Origin of the sequence: Desulfovibrio sp., from assembly GCF_019424165.1 — a bacterium.
In the GTDB taxonomy this organism is placed as follows: Bacteria; Desulfobacterota; Desulfovibrionia; order Desulfovibrionales; family Desulfovibrionaceae; genus Desulfovibrio.
Genome location: NZ_JAHZAA010000002.1, coordinates 104,366 through 126,650, shown reverse-complemented (window position 1 = coordinate 126,650; position 22,285 = coordinate 104,366). Strand labels below are relative to the sequence as shown.

Annotated in this window: 20 protein-coding genes; 11 read left to right on the top strand and 9 right to left on the bottom strand. The window is 61.0% G+C overall.

All coding sequences use genetic code 11. From position 1 onward, the window contains the following. The 3 genes from QZ377_RS01670 to QZ377_RS01660 form a co-directional block, all read right to left on the bottom strand. Positions 1-254, bottom strand: a 254-nt coding sequence (locus tag QZ377_RS01670) for a PHP domain-containing protein (protein ID WP_291438940.1), incomplete at its 3' end; no start/stop codon positions are given. Between the two features lie 252 nt (positions 255-506). Further along, positions 507-1,928 (bottom strand): NADPH-dependent glutamate synthase, encoded by a 1,422-nt coding sequence (gene gltA / locus QZ377_RS01665; protein ID WP_291438938.1) that lies wholly within the window; start codon positions 1,926-1,928, stop codon positions 507-509. Continuing rightward, positions 1,918-2,763, bottom strand: a complete 846-nt coding sequence (locus QZ377_RS01660) for a sulfide/dihydroorotate dehydrogenase-like FAD/NAD-binding protein (protein WP_291438936.1) — start codon at positions 2,761-2,763, stop codon at positions 1,918-1,920. The genes gltA and QZ377_RS01660 overlap by 11 nt, the downstream gene beginning before the upstream one ends. 360 nt (positions 2,764-3,123) lie before the next feature. Between QZ377_RS01660 and QZ377_RS01655 the strand changes: the two genes are divergently transcribed. Both QZ377_RS01655 and QZ377_RS01650 read left to right on the top strand, forming a co-directional pair. Beyond that, positions 3,124-3,402: a hypothetical protein gene (locus tag QZ377_RS01655; protein ID WP_291438934.1), complete on the top strand. Its 279-nt coding sequence runs from the start codon at positions 3,124-3,126 to the stop codon at positions 3,400-3,402. A 618-nt stretch (positions 3,403-4,020) separates the two neighbouring features. Next, a complete protein-coding gene (locus QZ377_RS01650) occupies positions 4,021-4,182 on the top strand; it encodes a hypothetical protein (protein WP_291438932.1) in 162 nt (53 codons plus the stop codon). Here the strand turns inward: QZ377_RS01650 and QZ377_RS01645 are convergent. The 5 genes from QZ377_RS01645 to QZ377_RS01625 all read right to left on the bottom strand — a co-directional run bounded on the left by QZ377_RS01645 (position 4,179) and on the right by QZ377_RS01625 (position 11,335). Next, positions 4,179-5,660, bottom strand: a complete 1,482-nt coding sequence (locus QZ377_RS01645) for an aldehyde dehydrogenase family protein (protein WP_291438931.1) — start codon at positions 5,658-5,660, stop codon at positions 4,179-4,181. The genes QZ377_RS01650 and QZ377_RS01645 overlap by 4 nt on opposite strands. Before the next feature lie 596 nt (positions 5,661-6,256). Beyond that, entirely contained in the window at positions 6,257-7,180 is a 924-nt protein-coding gene (cobM, locus tag QZ377_RS01640; RefSeq protein WP_291438929.1) for a precorrin-4 C(11)-methyltransferase, read from the bottom strand. Then, on the bottom strand, positions 7,177-8,997 hold the full coding sequence (gene cbiE / locus QZ377_RS01635) for a precorrin-6y C5,15-methyltransferase (decarboxylating) subunit CbiE (protein ID WP_291438927.1): 1,821 nt from the start codon (positions 8,995-8,997) through the stop codon (positions 7,177-7,179). The genes cobM and cbiE overlap by 4 nt, the downstream gene beginning before the upstream one ends. After that, the gene (gene cbiD, locus QZ377_RS01630) at positions 8,994-10,475 is read right to left on the bottom strand and encodes a cobalt-precorrin-5B (C(1))-methyltransferase CbiD (RefSeq protein WP_291438925.1); all 1,482 of its coding nucleotides are present in this window, start codon (positions 10,473-10,475) and stop codon (positions 8,994-8,996) included. Before cbiD ends, cbiE begins: the two co-directional genes overlap by 4 nt. Positions 10,476-10,477: 2 nt before the next feature. Then, positions 10,478-11,335, bottom strand: coding sequence for a hypothetical protein (locus QZ377_RS01625; protein WP_291438923.1), 858 nt, complete (start codon positions 11,333-11,335; stop codon positions 10,478-10,480). A 305-nt stretch (positions 11,336-11,640) separates the two neighbouring features. Between QZ377_RS01625 and QZ377_RS01620 the strand changes: the two genes are divergently transcribed. Next, on the top strand, positions 11,641-12,636 hold the full coding sequence (locus QZ377_RS01620; RefSeq protein ID WP_012625596.1) for an OmpA family protein: 996 nt from the start codon (positions 11,641-11,643) through the stop codon (positions 12,634-12,636). A gap of 77 nt (positions 12,637-12,713) precedes the next feature. Then, positions 12,714-13,277 carry a translation initiation factor 2 gene (locus QZ377_RS01615; protein WP_291438922.1) on the top strand — a complete coding sequence of 188 codons (564 nt, stop codon included), beginning with the start codon at positions 12,714-12,716 and terminating at the stop codon, positions 13,275-13,277. 431 nt (positions 13,278-13,708) lie between these two features. On the opposite strand, the gene thrB is transcribed toward QZ377_RS01615, so the two are convergent. Then, positions 13,709-14,287, bottom strand: a complete 579-nt coding sequence (thrB, locus tag QZ377_RS01610; RefSeq protein ID WP_291438921.1) for a homoserine kinase — start codon at positions 14,285-14,287, stop codon at positions 13,709-13,711. Positions 14,288-14,657: 370 nt separating this feature from the next. Between thrB and QZ377_RS01605 the strand changes: the two genes are divergently transcribed. The 7 genes from QZ377_RS01605 to mnmE all read left to right on the top strand — a co-directional run bounded on the left by QZ377_RS01605 (position 14,658) and on the right by mnmE (position 22,271). Beyond that, entirely contained in the window at positions 14,658-15,635 is a 978-nt protein-coding gene (locus tag QZ377_RS01605; RefSeq protein ID WP_291438920.1) for a hypothetical protein, read from the top strand. Between the two features lie 506 nt (positions 15,636-16,141). After that, positions 16,142-16,276: a 50S ribosomal protein L34 gene (gene rpmH, locus QZ377_RS01600; RefSeq protein WP_012625590.1), complete on the top strand. Its 135-nt coding sequence runs from the start codon at positions 16,142-16,144 to the stop codon at positions 16,274-16,276. Between the two features lie 42 nt (positions 16,277-16,318). After that, positions 16,319-16,711 (top strand): ribonuclease P protein component, encoded by a 393-nt coding sequence (gene rnpA / locus QZ377_RS01595; protein ID WP_012625589.1) that lies wholly within the window; start codon positions 16,319-16,321, stop codon positions 16,709-16,711. Further along, complete coding sequence (yidD, locus tag QZ377_RS01590) at positions 16,708-16,971, top strand: membrane protein insertion efficiency factor YidD (protein ID WP_012625588.1); 264 nt, start codon at positions 16,708-16,710, stop codon at positions 16,969-16,971. The genes rnpA and yidD overlap by 4 nt, the downstream gene beginning before the upstream one ends. Positions 16,972-16,979: 8 nt before the next feature. Next, the gene (gene yidC / locus QZ377_RS01585; RefSeq protein ID WP_291438916.1) at positions 16,980-18,626 is read left to right on the top strand and encodes a membrane protein insertase YidC; all 1,647 of its coding nucleotides are present in this window, start codon (positions 16,980-16,982) and stop codon (positions 18,624-18,626) included. A gap of 42 nt (positions 18,627-18,668) precedes the next feature. Next, a complete protein-coding gene (locus QZ377_RS01580) occupies positions 18,669-20,036 on the top strand; it encodes a protein jag (RefSeq protein WP_291438914.1) in 1,368 nt (455 codons plus the stop codon). 828 nt (positions 20,037-20,864) lie between these two features. Then, the gene (mnmE, locus tag QZ377_RS01575; RefSeq protein ID WP_291438913.1) at positions 20,865-22,271 is read left to right on the top strand and encodes a tRNA uridine-5-carboxymethylaminomethyl(34) synthesis GTPase MnmE; all 1,407 of its coding nucleotides are present in this window, start codon (positions 20,865-20,867) and stop codon (positions 22,269-22,271) included. Positions 22,272-22,285: the final 14 nt, after the last annotated feature.

Below are 22,285 nucleotides of genomic sequence, written 5' to 3'. Positions count from 1 at the left end.
ATGCCGAAAAGCACCCGGCAGGGACCGCCCGCATTGGCCGCCTTGAGGGCCAGTACCTCACTGGCGTAGTCCGGCAGGTGGCGGGTGAGCTTGTCGCGGTACTCGTGCGTGTAGTCGAAGCCCACCGGCCGGGGAGAATGTTCGGTAAAGCCGATAAGTTCAATACCCCTGGCCTGTGCTGCCGCGTGCATTTCAGCCGGGCTGTTGCCGCCGTGCGAGTATTTGGTATGGGTGTGCAGGTCTGCAAGGATCATGACGGGTGTTCCTGAATGCTCCGGGATGTTTCCGGCCCCATTGGCGGGGAGGGTTGTTATTGTGACCAGTATGACCTTGAAGGCCCCGGCTGGCAAGATGTGACGGCCAGTGCCGCCGGGTTTGGGCCGCGCTGGCCCGCCGCCCGGAAAAAACCGGGGGAGAAAGCCTCTTCCTGTCTTGCCGCACCCCGGTGGCGCGCGCAGACAGTGGAAGCTTTCTCCCCCGCGAATGTTTGAGCGCAGTGCCTCGGGCTACTTCAGCAGGCGCCTTACGATTTCCTGTCCGGCCTTGCGTCCCGCGCCCATGGCAAGGATAACGGTGGCCGCGCCGGTAACGATGTCGCCACCGGCAAAGACATTGGGTATGGATGTTTCGCCCGTTTCTTCATCGGCCTCGATATAGCCCCACTTGTTCAGTTTGAGCTCGGGCGTGGCTTCCAGAAGGATGGGGTTGGAACGTGTACCCAGAGCCACGATGGCGAGGTCGGTGGGCAGGTCATACACTTCGCCTTCAATGGCAACGGGGCGGCGTCGACCGGAGGCGTCTGGCTCGCCCAGCTCCATTTTTTGCAGCGTTACGGAGGTGAGGCGCATTTCGCTGTTACCGTTAAAGCATACCGGCGCGGAAAGCATGGCAAACTGCACGCCTTCCTCTTCGGCATGTTCCAGTTCTTCAAGGCGGGCGGGCATTTCGTCTCTGGTGCGGCGGTAGACAACGTGTACGCTTTCCGCGCCCATGCGCAGGGCGGTGCGCGCCGCGTCCATGGCCACGTTGCCCGCGCCGAACACGGTGACGTTTTTACCGGGAAAGGCTGGGGTGTCCTGATCGGGAAAGTCATAAGCCCGGCCGAGGTTCACGCGGGTAAGATACTCGTTGGCCGAGAACACGCCCACCAGGTTTTCTCCCGGCACGCCCAGGAATACGGGCAGGCCAGCACCCACGCCGATAAAGACGGCGTGATGGCTTTCAAGCAGCTCGCCCACGTCCACGGTGCGGCCGCCGACGGCGTTCAGATGAAAGTCCACGCCGGACTGGCGCAGACCATCAATTTCGGTGGCGACCACATTCTTGGGCAGGCGGAATGCGGGAATGCCGTAGATAAGTACCCCACCAGCCTCGTGCAGGGCTTCGTATACATCCACCTTGATGCCTGCGGCGGCGCAGACGCCCGCACAGGTAAGGGATGAGGGGCCGGAGCCGATGCAGGCCACCTTGAGGTCGCCTCTGGGCAGGGCGCAGGCGTTGGTGCCGGTAACCTGTTCGCAGGCTGTGGTTGCTATATAGGTGTCGGCCACAAAACGTTCAAGGCGGCCGATAGCTACAGGCTGGCCCTTGGCCTTGAGGACGCACTTGCCTTCGCACTGATGTTCCTGCGGGCAAACGCGGCCGCACACGGCGGGCAGACTGTTGGTGCTTTTGATGATGCGGTAGGCCGCATCCATATTGCCCAGGGCCACTTCGCGGATAAAATCGCGGATGGGTACTTCCACAGGGCAACCGCTGACGCAGAAGGGCTTTTTGCACTGTAGGCAGCGCTGAGCTTCTTCAACAGCCATTTCTTTGGTGTAGCCCAGGGCCACTTCATCGAAGTTGGCGCGGCGCACCTCGGCGGGCTGGCAGGGCATGTCCACCCTGGGAGCGATAGGCTTCTTTTTTGGGGTTTTAGTTTCCATGAGCAATCCTCAGCTGATAATCGTCGATGGAGACCTTTTCCTGTTCGCGGTAGGCAGCCAGACGGCGGCGCAGTTCGGGAAAGTCCACTTCATGCCCGTCAAATTCGGGGCCGTCCACACAGGCAAACTTGGTCTTGCCGCCCACGCTGACGCGACAGGCGCCGCACATGCCGATGCCGTCAACCATGATAGGGTTGAGACTGACAGTGGTTTTTACGCCGAAGGAGCGCGTGGTTTCGGCCACGGCGGCCATCATCGGCACAGGGCCGACGGCCACCACTTCAAAGACGCTCTTGTCTTTTTCAAGCCTGTCACGCAGAAGGTCGGTTACAAGGCCCTTGTGGCCGTAGCTGCCGTCATCGGTAGAGATGAGCAGTTCATCCACAAAAAGCTTCAGTTCTTTTTCAAAAAGCAGCAGATCTTTGCTGCGCGCGCCGATGATGCCCACCACCTTGTTGCCGGCACGTGCATGCCCTTTGGCAATATGGTGCATGGCGGCAATGCCCGTGCCGCCGCCCACGCAAATGACGGTGCCTTTCTTTTCAATGTGGGTGGGGTGCCCCAGGGGGCCGCAAACATCAAGAATGGAGTCGCCGGTATCAAGTTCTTCGAGAATGGCGGTGCTTTTTCCCATGACCAGATAGACGATGGTAATGGTGCCTTTTTCGGCATCTGTATCTGCAATGGTCAGGGGAATGCGTTCACCCGTGGGGGTCATACGCAGCATGACAAAGTGGCCGGGCCGGGCCTTGCGGGCAATTTGTGGCGCATCAAGCACCATCTTGCTGGTTTTGCCCGGGATCAGGCTTTCCTTGTGCAGTATGGGTGTTGGCATAGACTCTCCTCTTCTGGCTTGGTGCTCTTATGGTATCTGCGAATACGCGCCCATGCAAGCGCGGGGCGGAGTGGCGGCAGGGTGGTTTGCCCTGGATAAGCTTTACCGGCCTGTAGGAAAACGTGGTTTGATGTACTGATGTACTTGCGTAAACGCAATATATTTATGCTGTTATCACGTGTGTTGACGTTTCGGCGGAGTGCACGGCTTTTTCCCGGTCAGAAACTCTAAAGATTTTTGCCGCGCACTCCGATAAAGTTGGTGATGAGTGGGGAAGGGGAGACCGTGTACAGACACAAAAAAGGCGAACCCGCCCCTCCTGATGCAGGGAAGCAGTGATCCATTCAGGGAGGAATGGTCATGTCGCAACGCATCACTGACACATTCCTGTCGGAAGCCGGACCGCCGGAAAGGCTCGCGCCCGAAGAGCACGACCTTGCCGTGATACAGCGGTACCTTGCCGTACTGGAAGAGAACAAGAAGGCCAGCCGCGCGGCTATTACCGACGCGGATATGGCTATGGACATGGCGGGCTTTGTGCGGCGTCAGCTGCGCAATCCTCTGCAAAGGCACACCATATCGCCCGCGCTGCTGGCTTTGGCCCTGGTGCAGCGCGTGCCGGACGCGCCTCAACAATAACCGGCGTTGGCCCAACGGGAAAACGCCGTGAACCGCAGAGCACAGAAAGCCTGAAACAGTCGCCTGTGGGCAGGCAAGGCTTGTCCGGGGCTGTTTCGCCGTGCGGAGTATTCAAAAAACGCACGGGGTCAGATGAACAGGTTCGATGTTGATTTGCTCTAACCACGCATACCGGACAGGCGGCTCAGCGCCGTACTGTCTTTGTAAACACGAAAAGCATCACTTTTCCGTGACATGAACGGGAGCGTGGCAGGTTCGCAGTCCATAAAAAATTCTCCACTCATGCGAAGAGGAGGGCCGTGGGGGCCCTCCTCTTTCTGTTTCGGCGCATGGCCGATAGCGGAAGTTGCGGGGTGCTATCCCCGCATGCTCCGGTATGTCCGCCCGTGGCGACCGGATCAGGCGTCCGGCATCAGGGGCTTGGCTGCCGGCTGCCTGACGCTTATGGCAGCGGCCGCCGGGGCGGATGTGGAGAATGCTGCCCGGAGAACGGCTCACCATGCCCCGGTGCGATGCCGTTTTCCGTCTGCTGCCGGGGCATACTCTGATGGCTGGCATAACGTGGTTTGCCGTGCTTTCTGTTTTGCGCCGGAAGCAAAAATGCGCTGTGCGGCGGCCATGCTGCGAAGCCACGAGGTTTTTACCGTTGCCGGTCCGGTCGGCTTTTTGTCGCCCTTGTACGGCATTGCGCCGCCGGACTGCTCCCTGTTGCTGTGTGGCGCGGGTGCGCAGCAGGCTTCGCGCCACACAGTCAGGTGTCTGTCACACGCCCACGGCTAGGGGTAAAAGCCGGTGGGGTTTTCTGACAGATTGATGATGATGTTTTTCTGCTGGGTGTAGTGCTCAAGGATGGTCTTGTGCGTCTCGCGCCCTATGCCCGATTCCTTGTAGCCGCCAAAGGGAGCGCCCGCCGGGATGCTGTTGTAGGTGTTCACCCACATGCGGCCTGTTTCAATGGCGCGGCTTACGCGGATGGCGCGATTGATGTCACGCGTCCATACGCCGCCGCCAAGGCCGTATACGCTGTCGTTGGCCATGCGGACCACGTCTTCTTCAGTCTTGAACTTTATGATGACGGCAACGGGACCGAAGATTTCATCCCGCGCGACGCGCATGTCGTTGGTGACGTTGCCGAGCAGGGTGGGCCGCATAAAGCAGCCTTTGCCCAGATCGCCCGATGTGACGCGCTCGCCGCCGCAAAGCACTGTGGCCCCTTCGCCCTTGGCCTGCTCAATGCAAAGCAGAATGGCCTTGAGGTGCGCTTCGTAGATCTGCGAGCCCATCTGGGTGGTCGCCTCCCAGGGCAGGCCCACCTTGACGCGGTTGAAGCGTTCCACTGCTTCGGCCACAAACCTGTCATAAATGTCTTCATGCACAAAAACGCGCGAACCGGCGCAGCATACCTGCCCCTGGTTGAACAGGATGCCCAGTTGCAGCCCGTCCATGGCGAGGTCCCACTGGCAGTCGGGGAAAAAGATGTTGGCCGACTTGCCGCCAAGCTCCAGAGTGGAGGGGATCAGGCGCTTGGCTGCGGCCATGCCCACGCTGCGGCCCACATCGGTGGAGCCGGTAAAGGCCAGCTTGTTGAAGCCGGGGTGCTCGAGGATATACTGGCCGGAGCGCGAACCGCGCCCGGTGATCACGTTGAACACGCCCTTGGGCAGCACACCGTTGATAAGGCGCGCCAGCTCCAGAACGGAAAGAGAGGTGTGGTTGGAAGGCTTGAATACGGTGCAGCAGCCTGCGGCAAGCACGGGGGCCAGCTTCCATGCAGCCATGAGGAAGGGGAAGTTCCACGGCACAATCTGGCCTACCACGCCGATGGGTTCGCGCAGCACCAGCGAGAGCGTGTTTTTGTCAAGCATGGTGGCCGAACCTTCCTCGGAGCGCAGTACGCCCGCAAAATAACGGAAGTGGTCGGCGGCAAAGGGAATGTCCACATTGGCGGTTTCGCGGATGGGCTTGCCGTTATCCAGTGTTTCCACCATGGCAAGATGTTCTTTGTTGGCGTCGATGATATCCGCAATTTTTATGAGCAGGTCGGCGCGCTCGGCGGCGTCTGTATTTTTCCAGCTTGCCCACGCCGCTGTGGCGGCCTTGACGGCAGCGTCCACGTCTTCTCTGGTGGCTTCGGCGCAGGTTGCCAGGCGTTCGCCATTGGCCGGGCAAAGGGATTCGAAGGTTCCCCCGTCAGAGGCCTCTTTCCATTCACCATCAATGAAGAGAGCATATCTATCCTGCAGATTGGGTTTTTTCATGACGCTTCCTTTGGTTAAAGGTTTGCATGCACAACGGAGGTAATGTTGTTATAAAGTAGTAAGTCCTTTTTTACGTTGTTAAAGGGGTAAAAACATAGATAATAAAAAAATATAAACTATATTGTGAAAAAAATATCAAACTGACTTCTTCATGTGAACAATTGATACATTGTAAAACATGCTTTGTCACACAGTATGAGCTAAACGCCAAAAGAACAAAAACCGCAACAGTATCACGCTCTGCATAATTATCAGGATATAAACAGAATAAAGCGCGAGGCAGGTAAATGGGATGAGATTGGGGAAGCACGGGGGGCCTGCTTGCGCAAGAACCCGTCGCGAAAGCTCCGGCCAACGCGTTGGCAAAGGCTTGCGCAGGAGTGTTCTGTGCGGCAGGGGGATATTGAACCGCAGCGACACTGCGGGCAATGGAAAGGGCTTGTCAGGGCTGTTGTTCAGAGGTGCTGTATGCGGAAAGATGCATTTTTGCATGTACGGCCAGCAAAAACGTGATGCCCGTGCGAAGCTGTCGCGTCAGCCTGCGCCTGTCTGGCCTCTGCGCCAGCCCGGACTCACGGGCCGCCGCACTGCGCGGCTCAGTCTTTTTTTGCCTGCCGGTAGCCGTGACTGAAGCCGGAGGCATAGAGCCGGGAGCATGTGTCCGGTGCATTCTGCCCCGGCAGCACCAGAAAAACCGTCTGTCTGGTCAGGCCGTGTTCCGCAACACATTGGGCCAGGGTTCCGGCGGTGGCCCATATGAGGCGCTGGTCCGGCCAGCCCACGCGGCAGGCGCACAGCACCGGTGTTTCAGACGGCATGTGGCACAGCAGGTCAGCTTGCAGGGCCTCGCTGGAGGCTGCCGACAGATATACGGCCATGGACGTGCCGTGGGCGGCAAGGCGGCGTACGGCTTCGCGCTCCGGCACGGGGGTGCGCCCTTCCATACGGGTGATGACAAGGCTCTGGGTGACATCGGGTACGGTAAAGGTTACGCCTGCGGCGGCCGCCGCCGCACAGGCCGCGGTAACGCCCGGTATGACGCGCCAGGGAATGCCGTCCGCATCCAGCAGGCGCGTCTGTTCGCGCAGCGTGCCGTACAGGGCGGGGTCGCCCGTGTGTACACGCGCCACCGCGCCGCCTTCAAGGGCTGTGCGGCGTACCAGCGCGTGGCATTCTTCAAGACTCAGGGGGGCGGAGTCTACCACAGGCACGCCGGGGGCCGCGCAGGCCACTATCTGCGGCGGAACCAGCGAGCCGGCATAAAGCACCAGGGCGGCCTCTTCAATGGCCTTGCGCCCTTTGAGCGTCAAAAGTTCCGGATCGCCAGGGCCGGCCCCGACAAAGCTGACCAGCCCGGGCGTGCTGGCGGAACCCCCGGACGGCGCCTGGCCGGAAGCGTGCTCTGCCGCCGCGCCCGCCATATGAGCCGTATGCTTTTCGTCATGCTTGCAGGTAGTCATGGCGCTTGCTGCCTGTTGTTTGCCGGGCGTGCCGTTACCGTTGTCCGGGGCGCGTTTCATGAGCGCGCTCCCTGACCGGCGCGGCCGGTGTTCTCAGAGATCGGCTTTTGGGCCGCCAGCAGAAAAACGGGATTCATGGCCGCCAGATGCACATCACCGCCCAGTTCCCTGCCTTCAGAAGCCTGAATCTGGCTGATTTCCACCGGCCAGCCAAGGCGCTCAAAAAAGCGGCGGCACAGGCACAGGGTGTCCAGCAGAACACAGCTTGCCACCACGCGCCCGCCGGTGGGCAGGCGCAGGCAGACATGCCCCAGGATATCCTCGCCATCGTCGCCGGAAAGTCCGCCACCGACAAAAACACGGTGCGGATCAGGCAGTGAGGGCAGGCATTCCGGGGCCTGCCCCAGGCGTACGTCCAGAATGGCCGCGCCAAAGCGGCGGCGGTTTTCCTGAATGCTCATGGCGCGGCCCACAGAGCGCTCAACCGCCACCACACGGCCTTCGTGCGCCAGCACAGTGGCTTCAAGCGCCACGGCCCCGGAGCCGGAACCGACATCCCACACCACATGGTGCGGCTCTATCTGCAGAAGGGCCAGGGCTGCGGCGCGCACGGGTTTTTTGCTGATCAGCCCCCTGTCCACAGCCAGTTCTGCGGCGTTGAGGCCGAGCCGCGCGCGGCGGGGCGTGTCGCAGGGAACAAGCACAAGGGTGCAGGCCGGGCCAAAAACACTCCCGGCGGCCTGAGCCATGCTCATATGGCTGTTCTGTTCATCCGGAGCGCCCATGCGCTCGAAAACATGTGCGGTGAACCAGTCCACCCCCCGGTCCAGCAGGTGGCGGGCCAGCACGTCCGGTGACATGCGGGCGTCGGTAAGCACGCAGAGCGGCGCATTTTTACTCACAGCCGCATTGAGCGGCCCAAGATCATCACGTCCGTGCAGCGACAGGCAGATCACCCTGTGCCAGGGCAGGGCCAGGCGGGCGCATGCCTGTTGCAGGGAGCTGACCGCAGGCACAAGTTCTACGGCTTCCTGCCCGAGCAGGCGCACAAGTGTTCCCCCGATGCCGAAAAGCAGGGGGTCGCCGTCGGCCAGCATGACCACGCGTTCACCGGCGGCGCGCATCTGGCTCAGCCGGGTGATGACGGGTTCCAGTGGTGTGCTCAGGGGCAGCAGGCGGGCGTTGAGCGCATCCTGCCTGTCCGCCTTGGCGTTTGGATCGGGATCTGCGCTGCCCGGTGCATCTTCGGGAGCATGCCCCGTCAGGTCGTGCAGTATCTGGCGGCCGCCGCAGATCACATCGGCCTTTTGCAACAGCAGTTTCTGTTCGGCTGTCAGGGCCGCAAGCCCACGCGGACGCCCGCAATCGAGGCCAAGCACCGTGATGGGACTGGGCTGTGCAGTGGTGGGTTCAAAAACAAAGCAGGATTGCAGAATTTCAGACATGGGCGGCCAGTCGTCCGGCTGGGCGGGGCTGGCCTGCTCCTGTGGCGGCTGTTGTGCCGCCTTGCGCCGTTTTTTTACAGCCCTGGGCGCAACGGGGGCGCTTTCCGCCCGGTGTTCCAGCTTGGGCTGCAAAGGTGCGGCCGCAAGTGCCGGGGCTTCCGCGGAAGCGTTGCCTGCCGGGGACAGACCGCTGCCGGCCGGGGGCGCTGCGCGAGCGCCGTGCGGTTCGTCGGCCGTACTGCGGGCGGTGGTATGCAACCCGTCGGCAACCTGTGCTGTAGCGGAATCCGTAACGGCGGAAGAGACGGCACGTTCCGCGTCGAACGGAGCTTCATGCGCCTCCGGGGCGTCAGTTGCCGTCGTCCGGTTGGCGTTTTCGCTCGGTGTGGGGGAGGACACGGCAATGCCGGGCAGTGCGACCTGATTTTTCATAGTGCCAGTAATTCCCTGCCGTCGGTGTGAAAAAGGTGCAGCCGCACGGGGCGGCCCGCAAATTTTGCCGCCACTGCGGCGGCTTTGACGGCCACCTGACGTATAACGTCTGTTCCGGCCTTGTCTTGCAAAAGCAATTCCAGGGCGTGGGCGGCAGTGACGCAGTTTTTTACCTGCTCCGCGCAGCACGCGCCGTACTGCTCACATACGCGGGCAAGACCCGCCATGTCCAGATCTGCGTGGCGGGCGTGGGTGTAGGCATGCCCCTGGGCCAGTTTGACCAGTTTACCGAAAAAGCAGCCCCACACAAGGTTGTCAAAACGTCCTGTCCCTGCGGCGTGTAAGGAAAAAGCAGCAAAGTCAGCCACCTGGATGAAGCATTGTTCCGGCATGTGGGGGTAGCGCTCCATGAGCAGACGTTCCGAGCGTCTGCCCGTGGTCAGGGCAATGGACCGGCAGCCTGTGGCCGCAGCCACGGCCAGCCCCTGCTCGATGGTGGCTTTCCAGGCTTTGTGACTGTAAGGGCGCACCGTACCCTGCGTACCCAGAATGGAAATGCCGCCCACAATGCCCAGCCTTGGGTTGAATGTCTGCCGGGCCAGCCGCTCACCTTCGGGAACGCTGATAATAACGCGCAGGGGCGGGCATGGCGGCATAGCGGTGGCAACGGCATGACGCAGGGCAAAGGCGATCTGCTGGCGCGGCACGGGATTGATGGCCGCTTCGCCCACGGGTACGGGCAGGCCGGGCAGGGTTACACGCCCCACCCCCGGGCCGCCTTCAATCGTAATACGCAAGTCCGTGCTTGTGCTTGGAGCCACCCGGGCCATTGGAGCCGGGGCGGCAGATGGTTTCTGGGCCGGACATGGGGAGCCGTGCGCGATTCCGGCTGGGGCAGGCGCAGGGCGATCGGTCTGCCAGGGGCCTTCCATAATGCCTTCCATAATAACAGTGGCCGTGACGAGCGCCCCTGATGTGGCATCCGGGTCGTCGCCGCCGTCTTTGCGGATAGAGGCGTGCGCCAGCCGCAGCGGGGCGCGGGTTGCATCTGCCCCCGCAGCATCCGGCGGCAAGCTGGCGGAAAATCCGGCAAACGCTGCCAGTTCAGGGGCGGGGCCGGGGCCGCAGGCCGCCACCGCAAGGCGCAGCCAGCCTCTGGGCCGCAGGGCTTGTGCGGGGGGGGCGGGCTTCTGTGCCGTGCGCTCCGTCGGGGCCGGATGCGCCAAAATCTCTTCTTTGGCCTCTTGTGCGATATGGTGGGAGGCATCCGTGTTGGCGCGGGCGCTGACGGTTTGTTCCGCATCCACGTCCGCGGCGGGCTTGGCCGGGCGTTCGGGAACCGGCTGTGCATCAAAAGGCGGCAGCGGCACATCCACATGGTCGGGAGCATATCCGGAGCACAGCAGATTCAGGGCGGCCAGGGCCGCGCCCGTGGCTGCCGAGCCGGTGGTGAAGCCTTCGCGCAGCTTTGCGGCCATATTCAGATGACGCCGCCGGGCAACCACACCTGCCCATCGGCAACCAGGGCCACCGGGCCGTTTACGCCCGCCATGGAGATCCCGTCTTCGCTGAAAAGACGAACCTCCAGCGGGGAACCGCCAGGCTGCATGATGGAAAAATGGTTGCCGCCATTGCTTTTGAAACGGCTCAGAGCCAGAGCCAGAGCCAGAGCGCCGGAGCCGCAGGCGCTTTCCAGATAGTCAGTACGGGTGTCGCGCACGTGTACAAGGGGCAGCATGTCAAGCTGCCCCTGTAGCGCCTGCCACCAGATGACGCCCACGGCTTCCTCCTGTTCCAGGTCGTAGCGCTCGCGCAGCAGGGCGGCGGCGGCGTAATAGTCTTCAGGGTGGCCGTGGGTGCGCGCGTCCAGCAGCAAATGGCAGATGCCGGGCAGCCGCACCAGGCAGATGCCGTTGGCCTGGCATTCTATAAAGACGTCGGGCAGCCGCAGTACGGCCTCTACCTGCCACAGGGGAAGGCCCCCGCGCACGAGCAGCCGTACCGGGCTTTGCCAGCCGGAAACGCTGATCTCGTATTGGCGGGCGGCTTGCGCTGTCTGCGCCGGGGCCTGGGGCGCGGCAGCATCCTGGGCGCGTTCTTCTTCGCAGGCCAGCAGCGCGCCCACGGCACGGCTGGCATTGACGCAAAACTCACCGCCCGCCATGCGCAGGCTGCGGGCCTGAAGGTCTACAAAGCCTGCCTGCTCGCCGCCGAGCACAGAAGGATCCAGGGCAAGGCGGGCAAGGTTCGCCTGCTGCTCGGGAACAAGGCCGTCCCCCGGGAACAGAAGGGTGGTGTTGCCGCCGGGACTCCATTTGGAAAACATGAGTGTTGACATAGAGATATTCCTTGGTTCCTGGCATTAAGTATGCCTCAGGCCCGGTCCGCTGTCCAGCCGCCGTAAATGCGGTGTTTTCAGGCGGATATGGCCTGCGGGAGCCGTTGAAAAAAGAGATGTCCTGTCTGGTTATTGAAGAGTATTTCCTATTTAAAACTTGCGGTTTTTCATGAAGGCGGTTATGTAAAAGGCAGTTGCCGCCTCCAAAGGTTTTTCCTGTTAGTGAGTTGGCAACGTGGCGGGCACACCGCGAATTACTGTTATTGACGGTAACTCGACGAACTTATCAACGTTTGGGAGGCAGTATGAAATCGTTTCGTCTTCTTGTTCTGGCCGCTGCTCTTATTTTGAGCTATGCTGTGGCCGCCGCGGCCGCTCCGGCCTGCACCAAGAAAATTAACAGCTTTGACTTCGTTGTAGACTATTCCGGCTCCATGATGATGAAAAATGCCCAGCTGAAGCAGGACAAAATCATCGTGGCCAAAAATGTGCTGCAGCGCATCAATGCCGCTATTCCCGCTCTGGACTACAATGGTGGTCTGCACACCATTTCGCCCAACGGCGTTATCGTTGCCCAGGGTCCCTGGGATCGCAACACTATGGCTGCCGGCATTAAAAAGCTGCGTTCCGACTTCCAGATCTTCGGTCGTATGACCAGCATGGGCACCGGCCTGCAGGCTTACGAGCCTTTCCTTTCCAGCATGAAGCGCGACGCCGCCGTTATCCTCGTGACCGACGGCGACAACAACCGTGGCGCCGACCTGGTGGAAGTGGCCCGTCAGATGTATGCCAGCCAGCGTAACCTGGTTGTCCACATCATCTCCTTTGCCGACAGCAAGAACGGCGAAGAAACCATCAAGCAGGTTGCTGCCCTGAACCCCGCCACCATCGTGGTGCGTGGTGAAGAACTGGCCACCAGCGACGCCGCTCTTGAGCGCTTCGTGCTGTCCGTGTTCTGCCAGGACGAAGACGTGATCGTGCTGCGTGGCGTACACTTCGCTTTCAACTCCTATGCCCTTGACGGCAAGGCCATGGGCATCCTGAACGAAGCCGCCGGTCTTATCAAGGCCAACCCCAACAAGCGCGTGGTGCTCGCCGGCTGGACCGACTGGATCGGCTCTGACGCCTACAACATGAAGCTTTCGCAGGAACGCGCCAACAGCGTGAAGAACTATCTTGTGAAGCAGGGCATCCCCGCCAGCCGCATGACCGCCATCGGCCGCGGCAAGTCCTTCAAGTACAACAACGAAACCGCTGAAGGTCGCGCCATGAACCGGCGCACCGAAATCTCCTTCGAATAATCGAAGGGCGGGTTTCAGTGGAATAACATGCAAAAGCCGGGTGGCCTATGCCGCCCGGCTTTAATGTGTGAGGTGCTATGCACAAGCAAATATTTTGGGCATTTTTGCTGATCTTCGGATTGACCACAGGTGGTTGCGCCTGGTTTGGCGGCGATTCTTCTTCCACTGAAGCGGTGGTAACGCCCGCCCAGCCCGAGCAGGCTGCCGAACCTGCGCCCGCGCCGGAAAAAACGGCTCCCGCCAAGGCCGATAAAAAAGCCGCTAAGCCTGCGGAAAAGAAACAGCCCGTCGCCAAAGGGGCCAAAACTGAAGCCCAGATTGCCGCCGAACTCGACGTGGTTGGGCGCAAACTGGCTGCCCAGGCCGGTCGGACCGTTGTTCCGTCCAAGTCCAAAAAGGATGTACGGCAGGACGGCAAGGAATTTGTAGCCAGCTATATTGCCGTGGATGAAGGCAGTGTCACCACAGAGCTGCGCCCCGGAGCTTCCGGGCAGTATGTGGGCTTTGTCCGCTACAAGGAAAATGTGTTTGAGTGCCGTGGCGCCAACCGCCAGGCGGCCCTTTCTGCCGCTTGCCAGCAGGTCAAGGCCCGCAGGATTAACGAACTTATCCGTTATGATGGCAAGAGCTGGCAGTACTAGAACGGATTGGCTTTGAGAATGCACATCTCAAGGCTTGCAACACGTTCGCTACGGCGCTTGATCACGCAACTACACAGCGCTGCTGTCTTTTCCGCAAGCCCTTCGGGCAACGGTTCAGTTGCACTTCCACAGCAGGCGTATGCTTACGCAGCCGCCTGGGCATTTCAGAGTGAAAATGCTCTGCACTGCTGGTGATGTTTTTGCTTGAGATCGCGGCAAGATGTTTTTCTGGCGGGGCTTCGGCCCCGCTTTTTTTTATGCATCGGCCCGTTGTGTGCGAAGCGCGGGACCAGTGTCATCCGGCAATGGTGACGCTTTGCAGGCAGTTGCGCCCGATGGCGCATTGTATGAAATTGCAATTGGCAGAAAAAAGGCAGAGCCGCTGTTGAAGAAAAGCAGCGGCAACCGTAGGATCTGGCGGTATATGGCTGTTACGGCCTGTCAGGCATGGTCACTTCAACGGGTAGTTGCTGCATTATCCAGTTCACGCACTGTTGCGGATTTTTGTCTGCAGCGGGGCAGCGCAATGTGGCATAACGGGCGTACAGCTCTTCGCGCTCCCGAAAAATGTCGTGCAAGGTCTGGCCCGGGGCAATGGCGAGGCCGCGTTGTGGGTTCCGGGCAATGCGTTCCTCCACTACGGCAAAAGGTACATCCAGGTAAACCAGCGGTCCCAGCGAGGCCAGGTGGCACATGGTCTGCTCGCGGTAAACAACGCTGCCGCCTGTGGCAATAACCGTGCGGTTGGCCTTTATGGCGCAGACAACGCTGGACTCCACATCCAGAAACGCAGACTTGCCGAGCGCATCGGTAACGTCTTGCAGGCGGGCGGCATACACGGCCTCAATAAGATGGTCGCTGTCCATAAATGCCCAGCCAAGCGCGTGGGCCAATGCTTCGCCCACGGTGGATTTGCCTGCTCCAGCCATGCCGATAAGGATAATGCAGGGAGATGGCCTGGTGGGGCCAGACATGGCAGGCGGGGCTTCGGCAGGGGAGGGCGCGGACATTTCGACTCCTGATGGGAAATTTTTTTGAAAATGTGCCTAAGCGGCGGCAGCCTGTCAAGGCGGACGGAGGCAAAAGCGTAAAGATCCCCTGTAACAGAGCGCGGTCGCGCTCTTGCGCTGGTTGCTGCGGCGCCCCTGTTTTTCGGTTCAGTCCGCCCCTTCGGTATCCAAATGCAAAGTCAGGCTGTAGTGTGTGGTCATGGCCTGCTGCGCGCAAGGTGGAGTGCGCCCTAAAGGCATTACATGTCCGGCCGATAAGCGTTATAGAGGTGGTATCATGTTCATGACGCTATGCAAAAAAACAGCGGCGCTTTGCGCGTTACGGGCCGTAACTGTGAGAACGGCTTTTTTGTGCCTCTGCGCTGCCTTCATGTTTTCGGTCTCACCGGCTGCGGCTGCGGAAACTGTTCACCTGCCTTCCTCTCCGCCACCAACGCTGCCGGATGGCGGGGCCAACCTGAATGAGGCATGGGTGCGGCACGGCGGCGCGCGCCTTTACTGGAACACCTTGATGCAGCCACGGCAGTTGCGCATGGCCGGGGCAAGTTTTGCAGATCCCGCAGCCGTACCAGAGCTGATGCCGTCGCCCCAGGGGCAGGCTGGCAGCAAATCCGCCGGGAAAAGCCGCGCCGGAGCCAAAGCGGCCCCCCATAGCGTGGTCATCGACCCCGGCGCTCCGCTGATGCCCATGCGCGGAGCCTCACATTCCGCGGGCAAGGCAGGCAACACCGTCAAAAAGACCGACACGGCCGCTCCTCGCGTGACAGGGCAGAGACCCGCTTCTGTAAGCCCTGCACTCACCGCTCCGGCTGCTTCCGGCAACGGCAAGGCCGCCACCGCTGCCCGGACGGGCAGCGCGGCAGCCGGAAAGTCTGGCAATGGCGCGGCATCAGGCATTACGCCAGCCGTTGCGCCCGGTACTTCCGCTGTTACGCCCGGCGCTACACCCAGGCCCCCGGCCACGCAAGGCAGCAGTGCCGCGCCGCGCAGTGCTGCCGTAACCGAGGGCAAGGTGGGCAACAACCCTGCGCTGCCCGGTGTGGAAAAAGCGGACAAAACTCCCGCAGGAGCCGGGATTTCCGGCCATGCGGCCCCGGGGGCGACTGCTCCGGAAAATACCGTTGCCCCTGCGCCGCCGCCTGCCTCACTGCCCGGCGTGCTCAGTGGGACCGGCGCGGCTGCCGGTGCTTTAAGCCATGGTGGCGTTGGCGTGGCGCGAGATGCCGCAAGGGATGCCCCGCAGGGCGTGCTGCCGCCTCCCCCCGTACCTTCGCTTTCCGCAGATGACCTGCTGCCGCCATCCAACGGTTCTGACGGGGCTGCTCCGGTTCGTGCTCCTCTGCCCTGAAAAAGTGCAGAGTAGGGGAAACGCGCCCTCCTTGCTGTCGGATCACGCCCGTACGCAGCAGGCTGCACGCAGTAAACCGGTAAAAGCGGCTTCCTCAGCGGATATTGCGCCTTGCCTGTCCACAACGTGTTTTTTAACCGGTTGTAAGGATAGTCCAATGTGCGGCTCCGACCTGTCGGAGGCTTTGCGCCGCCCGGCTGCTTTTCTGCGTGTGAGGTGTCGCCCCGGCAGCGCAAAGGCGTGGCGCGGTAAATTTATTCCGGTGCCTGATGCACAGGATTCGCCGTGAACTGCGGTCCTTACGAGCGTAACCTTGAAAGGATTGGCTCAGTCCGCGCTTGACGGGGGGGCTGCGGGCGTGTATGTAGCTTCTTCCATATTTTAACGCTAGGGCCTTGCCGTCCCTGCCCGCCAAGGCGGCTGACGGCCTCATCACCGCTAAGCCCTGCGTGCCGAAAATCCCCGGTCCGGCATTTGGCCCTACCGGAAATTTTAAGGAGTCAGCCATGAAAAGAACATATCAGCCGAGCAAAATCAGAAGGGCACGCACTCACGGCTTTCGCGCCCGTATGGCCACCCCAGGGGGGCGCGCGGTGCTGCGTCGTCGTCGTGCTAAAGGCCGTAAACGCCTGAGCGCCTAGTTGAACGGGGGGACTGCCCCCGTTCGTCATTAGGGAGCTTTCATGCGCCGGTACCTCCTGCCCCGACAGTTGCGCATCCGCCGCCGGGTGGAGTTTACAGCCTGCTACGAGCGGGGCAGGCGCTACCACACCGAGCATTTCCTTGTCTTCGTGTTGCCGCGGGCTTGTCCCGGTCTTCGCGCGCGTACCGGCATGGCCGTTTCCCGCAAGGTGGGTAAGGCTGTGGTACGCAATCGCGTCAAGAGACTCTTGCGGGAATTCTACCGCCTGCACAGAGAGGAGCTGCCCGTGGAGGCCGATATTGTTACCGTAGCAAAAAAGCATGCTGGAGAAGCCGCACTGGATTATGCCCGTGTGGCTGCTGAGCTTTTGCCCCTGTTGCGGCGTATGGCCCGGCATCTGCCGGGCTCTTCGGCATTGGATGGTTTGCCATGAGCCACATGTTGCGTGTGATCTGCGTTTTTCCCATACGCGTTTACCAGCGCTGCATTTCGCCTGTGCTGCCCCCTGCCTGCCGTTATTATCCTACCTGTTCCGCCTATGCCGCCGAGGCCGTAATGACCCACGGCGTGTTGCGGGGCGGCTGGCTGGCGCTCAAGCGTCTGGCCCGCTGTCACCCTTGGGGCGGTTCGGGCTATGACCCTGTTCCACCATCACGACGTCGCCGTGACGTTCCGCCATTGTCCCAGGAGTGATCGCCCCCATGCAAGACGGTAAAAATCTTCTCGTTGCCATTGTTCTTTGTCTTATTGTCATTGTTGGCTGGGGCTATCTGGCCGAGTATATGGGCTGGGCGACCCGGCCTGCCCCGGTGGCCCAGCAAAGCCAGGACCAGCAGGCCGCCCAGTTGCAGCCCCAGGCCCAGACGCAGGCCGCGCCCGCACAGGCCAGCCTGCCCGTCTTCACGCCTGCCTCCGGGCGCGACCTTACTGTGGACACCCCCCTTTACGAAGCCGTGGTCTACAGCGGCGGCGGCGCCCTGCGTTCATTCAAGCTGAAAAAATACCAGGTAGGCCTTGCGGCCGACTCGCCTCAGGTGAACATGGTTGATCCCAAGAGCGCCCAGGTGGCGCCTTTGGGGCTTGTCATCAACAGCCAGCCTTCGTGGAGTACGGGCCAGTGGTCTATGGACACCGACGAAAACGGGCTTGCTCTTGAGCAGGGCCAGCAGGGTACACTGCGCCTCGTGGGCGAGGTGGACAACCTGCGCGTGGTGCGCGAAATGACCTTTAGCGCCACCAACTATCTTATCCGCGAAAAAATCCGCGTGGTGAACCAGACCGAGCAGGCCCGCAGCGTGCGCGTGAGCTACACGGTGGCCGCTGATGCCAGCAATGCCGCGGGCGACCGTTACGATGCCATGCGAGTGGCATGGGATAACGACGGCAGCCTCAAGGAAGAAAGCTCGGCCAGCACCCTTGAAAGCACGGGTGTGCAGGCTGTAGGCAAAATTTACTGGGCCGGGGCCATGAGCACGTATTTTCTTGCGGCCGTGCTGCCCGGTGATGTGAATAACGTGACCGTCAAGGGCGTAATGCAGCAGAATGTGTACCGCACCGCCGTGGAAGAGCAGGAAACCCTGCTAGGCCCCGGGCAGGAAAAGGAACTTTCTGTTTCCTACTGGGTTGGTCCCAAGGTGCGCTCCGAGTTGCAGGCCGTTTCGCCCCAGCTTGCCAAGAGTGTTGACCTCGGCTTTTTTCACATCATTGCCAAGGGTCTTCTGTGGTTGCTGGAATTTTTCCACAAGTATGTGCATAACTGGGGTCTGGCAATCATTCTGCTGACCGTGCTCATCAAGGCCGCCTTCTGGCCCCTGACGGCCAAGAGCTACGCCTCTATGGAAAAGATGAAGAAGCTCCAGCCGCATATGATGGAGATTCGCGAGAAGTTCAAGGACAACAAGGAACAGATGAACAAAGAGGTCATGGCCCTCTACAAGACCTATGGCGTCAACCCCGCCAGCGGCTGTGTACCCATCCTCATCCAGTTGCCCGTGTTCTTTGGCCTGTACCAGGCCCTGCTCACATCCATCGAGCTGCGCCATGCGCCCTTTATCACCTATCTGCCCGGAACGGACATCCTGTGGCTGGCTGACCTGTCCACCAAGGATCCCCTGTACATTACGCCCGTGATTATGGGCCTGACCATGTTCCTGCAGCAGCGGATGAGCCCCCCGGCCACAGATCCCACGCAGCAGAAGATCATGATGTTTCTTCCCCTTATCTTTACGGCGCTTTTCCTGAACTTCCCCTCGGGGCTGGTGCTGTACTGGCTGGTCAACAACGTGCTTTCCATAGCGCAGCAGCAGATGATGATCCGGAAGTTCAAGGCCAGCGCCGCCGCGAAATAGCCGCAGCGACGGCTTGCGATACCTATTGGAACGAGGATGATTATGGAAGGGTTTAAGGAATTCCAGGGTAAAGACCTGGACAGTGCCATAGAGGAAGCCTGCGGCTACTTCAATACGGCGCGTGAAAAACTGGAAATCGAGATCGTGCAGGATTCCAAGTCCGGCATCTTCGGCATCGTCGGGGCGCGTAAGGCCAAGGTTCGCGCCCGCCGGGTGCAACTGCGCGAGGCTGTTGAAAACATATTGGGACGCAAGGGGGGGCAGGCCGCCCCCTCCGACGATGCTCCTGCTGAAGCCGCGAGCGAGCCTGTTGCAGGTGCGGACGGCAAGGCCCGGACGTCGCGTCAGCGTGAAGAGTCTCCGTCTTCTGCGCCCCGGCAGGAAAAACGTCATGACCGTGCCCGTGGCCGCAAGGGCGGTCAGGAAGAAGCGACAGCAGGGACTGAAGGCACCGCGGACGCCGCTGTCACGCGGGGCGAAAGCCCTCGTGACGCAGAACGCCCCGCCGGAAATGCCAGCCAGAAGCCCGAAAAAAAGCATGAAAAAAATACCGGGCGGTGCACCGAAAAAAGTGCTCCCCGTAATGACGGCAAGGGCGCGCGTAAAAACGGGACGGCAAAGTCCGGTGACGAGAGCAGCGCCTGCAATGGTGAAAAGCCTGTAGAAAAGCCTGCTGGCGCTGGCAAGAACGGCGAAAGGTCCGACAGGGCTTCCGGGCGTGGTCAGAACGGGCATGCGGAAAACGGCAGGCGCGGCGAAGGCCGCGGCCGCAGGAACGAACCCCGTGAGGGCCGCGACACTCGTGAAAACCGCAGCGCGGTGAAAGAAGGCGGGCGTGACGCTTCACGCCAGGCTCGCCCCGGCGCTGCGGATATGCTGGACGACGATTTTGAAGAAGCGGCTGAAGGGCTGCCCGTTACCCCCCTGGAGCAGCTTGATCAGGAGCGGCTTATAGCCCTCGTGCACGAAACCGTGCGCAGCCTGGTACGCCCCATAGTGGGCGAAGCCGTACAGCTTGAAGTGGCTGTGGTCGGCGGCAGGGTGCAGGTGGGCATTGAAAGTGAAGAAGATTCCGGTCTGCTCATCGGCCGCGAAGGCCAGACTCTGGCCTCGCTCCAGTACATGATTTCGCGTATTGTGTCGCGAGGCATGAATGCCGCTGTGCGCGTGCAGCTTGATGCCGGTGAATACCGCCGGCGTCAGGATGAACGGCTGCGCGAGATGGCCCTTGCCCTGGCCGACAAGGTGCGCCAGAGCGGCCGCTCCTATTCCACGCGGCCCCTGTCTTCCTATCACCGCCGTATTGTGCATGTCTGTCTTCAGGACGCTACCGACGTGCAGACGCGCAGCACGGGCGACGGCCCCTTGAAGCGGGTCGTCATACTGCGCAGAAAGACCGAAAAAAATTAACGTATTGCTCTGGCAACACGTTACAGTACGGCGCGGATCAGTCAAAAGTCCGCGCCGTAGCGTTTTTGACGCGGGCGCTGCCTGTGCAGCCCGCCATGACAAATACCCCACGTCAGTATCCTGAAAAACTGCTTGTGTTTTACTGCTTGCGGTTCGCGCTGCCTGCACAGAATGGTCTGCGTTTTACACGCTCGAGCCTGCCGGAGCGTGTTGTCTTTGACAATCCGTATTTTCAGTTTTTTACAATGCTGCTTCAGCGTTTCACAGCGCAGACTCGCTGCGGTGGGAACTTCATCCGCAAGCCTGCGGCAACGGCATATGGCTTGAAGCGCAGTCTTTTTGCCGTCTGCCCGCGCGGTCAGTCCGCGGATGTAAAGCAGCACTGTCTCCAGGCAGCCACGGGGCATTGCGTTCAAGCATCCGCTGCATTCTTGAGGGCATACGGCTGTTTTGTTACGTTTGCCGTGCAGGCGAGGCGTGCGCGTGCGCGTGCAGCGGCGTGCGCTAGGCATTCCCCGGTACAGACAGGCAGGGTGAAGGCAGCCGCGCGTCTGCCTTCCAGACCTGTTGGATTCGATTTCGCGCCTGTTTCTGGTTTATTACGAGTTTGTTCCGGCGCGCGGGCCGGTCGGCAAAGTGCTTTCGTATGGACTGCGAAGGCAGTACCGGGTATGCTGCCCCGGAATTTGCCGTAAAAAGTATTTCTGTACGCCGAGTTATTGCGGTTTTCACTTTCTTCGCCGCGCGCGAAAGGCGGAGCCGCATTTTCTGAACTTTCACGCCGCACTACGACGGGGCGCGCCCGGCAGCCAGCGGGCAGTAGACATCATGAGCACCAACGATACCATAGCAGCCATAGCCACGCCCCCCGGATCCGGCGGGGTCGGCATTGTGCGTATTTCCGGCCCCGAAGCCAAGCAGACACTTGCGCGCATGTTTTTGCCCATGTCGCCGAAGTTTGAAAACTTTCGCCCCTGGTTTCTGCACAGGGGGCGCGTTGTGGACTGGAACGGGGAAAATCTGGATGACGTGCTGGCCGTCTTTATGCCCGGCCCACGCAGTTTTACCGGCGAAGATGTGGCTGAAATACATTGTCATGGCGGTCCATTCATTGTGCAGTCAGTGCTTGAGGCTGCCTTGCGCCTCGGAGCGCGCCAGGCGCAGCATGGCGAATTTTCGCGCCGGGCCTTTATCAATGGCCGTATAGACCTGAGCCAGGCTGAAGCCGTGGCCGAGCTTATTGCCGCGCCTTCGCGCGAAGCCCTGCGTTACGGCCTGAACCGCCTGGACGGCCTGCTGGCCCGCCGGACAGAGACGTTGCGGCGTGAGCTTGAAGATCTGCGCATGCAGGTCTGCGTGGCCGTGGATTTTCCCGATGATGAAGTGGAAGGTATGGATGCGCCCACGTTCAGCGCGGCTGTGGAAAAAGTGGCTGCGGCCTTGCGTCACCTGCTTCAGGGCAGCCGCAGGGCGCGGGTAATGCAGCAGGGTGCTGTGGTTGTGCTGGCCGGGGCGGTCAATGCGGGCAAGTCGAGCCTCATGAACGCGCTGCTTGGACGCAACCGCGCTCTGGTTACTGATATTCCCGGCACAACGCGGGATTTTCTTGAAGAAGCTTGCGATCTTGGCGGCCTGCCCGTGCGTCTGACAGATACGGCAGGCTTGCGCAAGGCTGCGGAAAGCATTGAAGAGATGGGTGTTGAGCGCAGCAGGCAAAAACTGGCCGAAGCCGACGCTGTTGTTCTGGTGCTTGACGGCGGTGCTTTGGGAGAAGCCGGAGCCGCTGCCGAAACCTGCCCTGACCCCGCTGCCAGAGAAGTTCTTGAGCTTGCCGGTGATACGCCTGTGCTGGTTGTATGGAACAAATGCGACCTGTGTACGCCTTCGGTTTTTCCGCCTCGCTGGATTCAGGGGCAAACCTGTTGCACAACAAGCGCTTTTTCCGATACACAGGTGGAGGACATGGCCGAAAGCTTGCGCGCCCTGCTGCTGGCCGGCAGCGGAGGAGCTGCCGCAGAAGAGGGGCTTGCGCCCAATGCGCGGCAAAGCATGGCGCTGGAAGCGGCTCTGGCCGAACTGGCGGCCCTGCGGGAAGATGTGGATGCCGGGCGGCCGTATGACTGTTGCGCCGTGCGCCTGGACGTGGCTGCCGCTCATCTGGCGGAGGTAACAGGCCTGAGCAGCCCCGCTGAGGTGCTGGACAGGGTTTTTTCTCAATTTTGTATCGGCAAATAGTTTGGTAACCAATT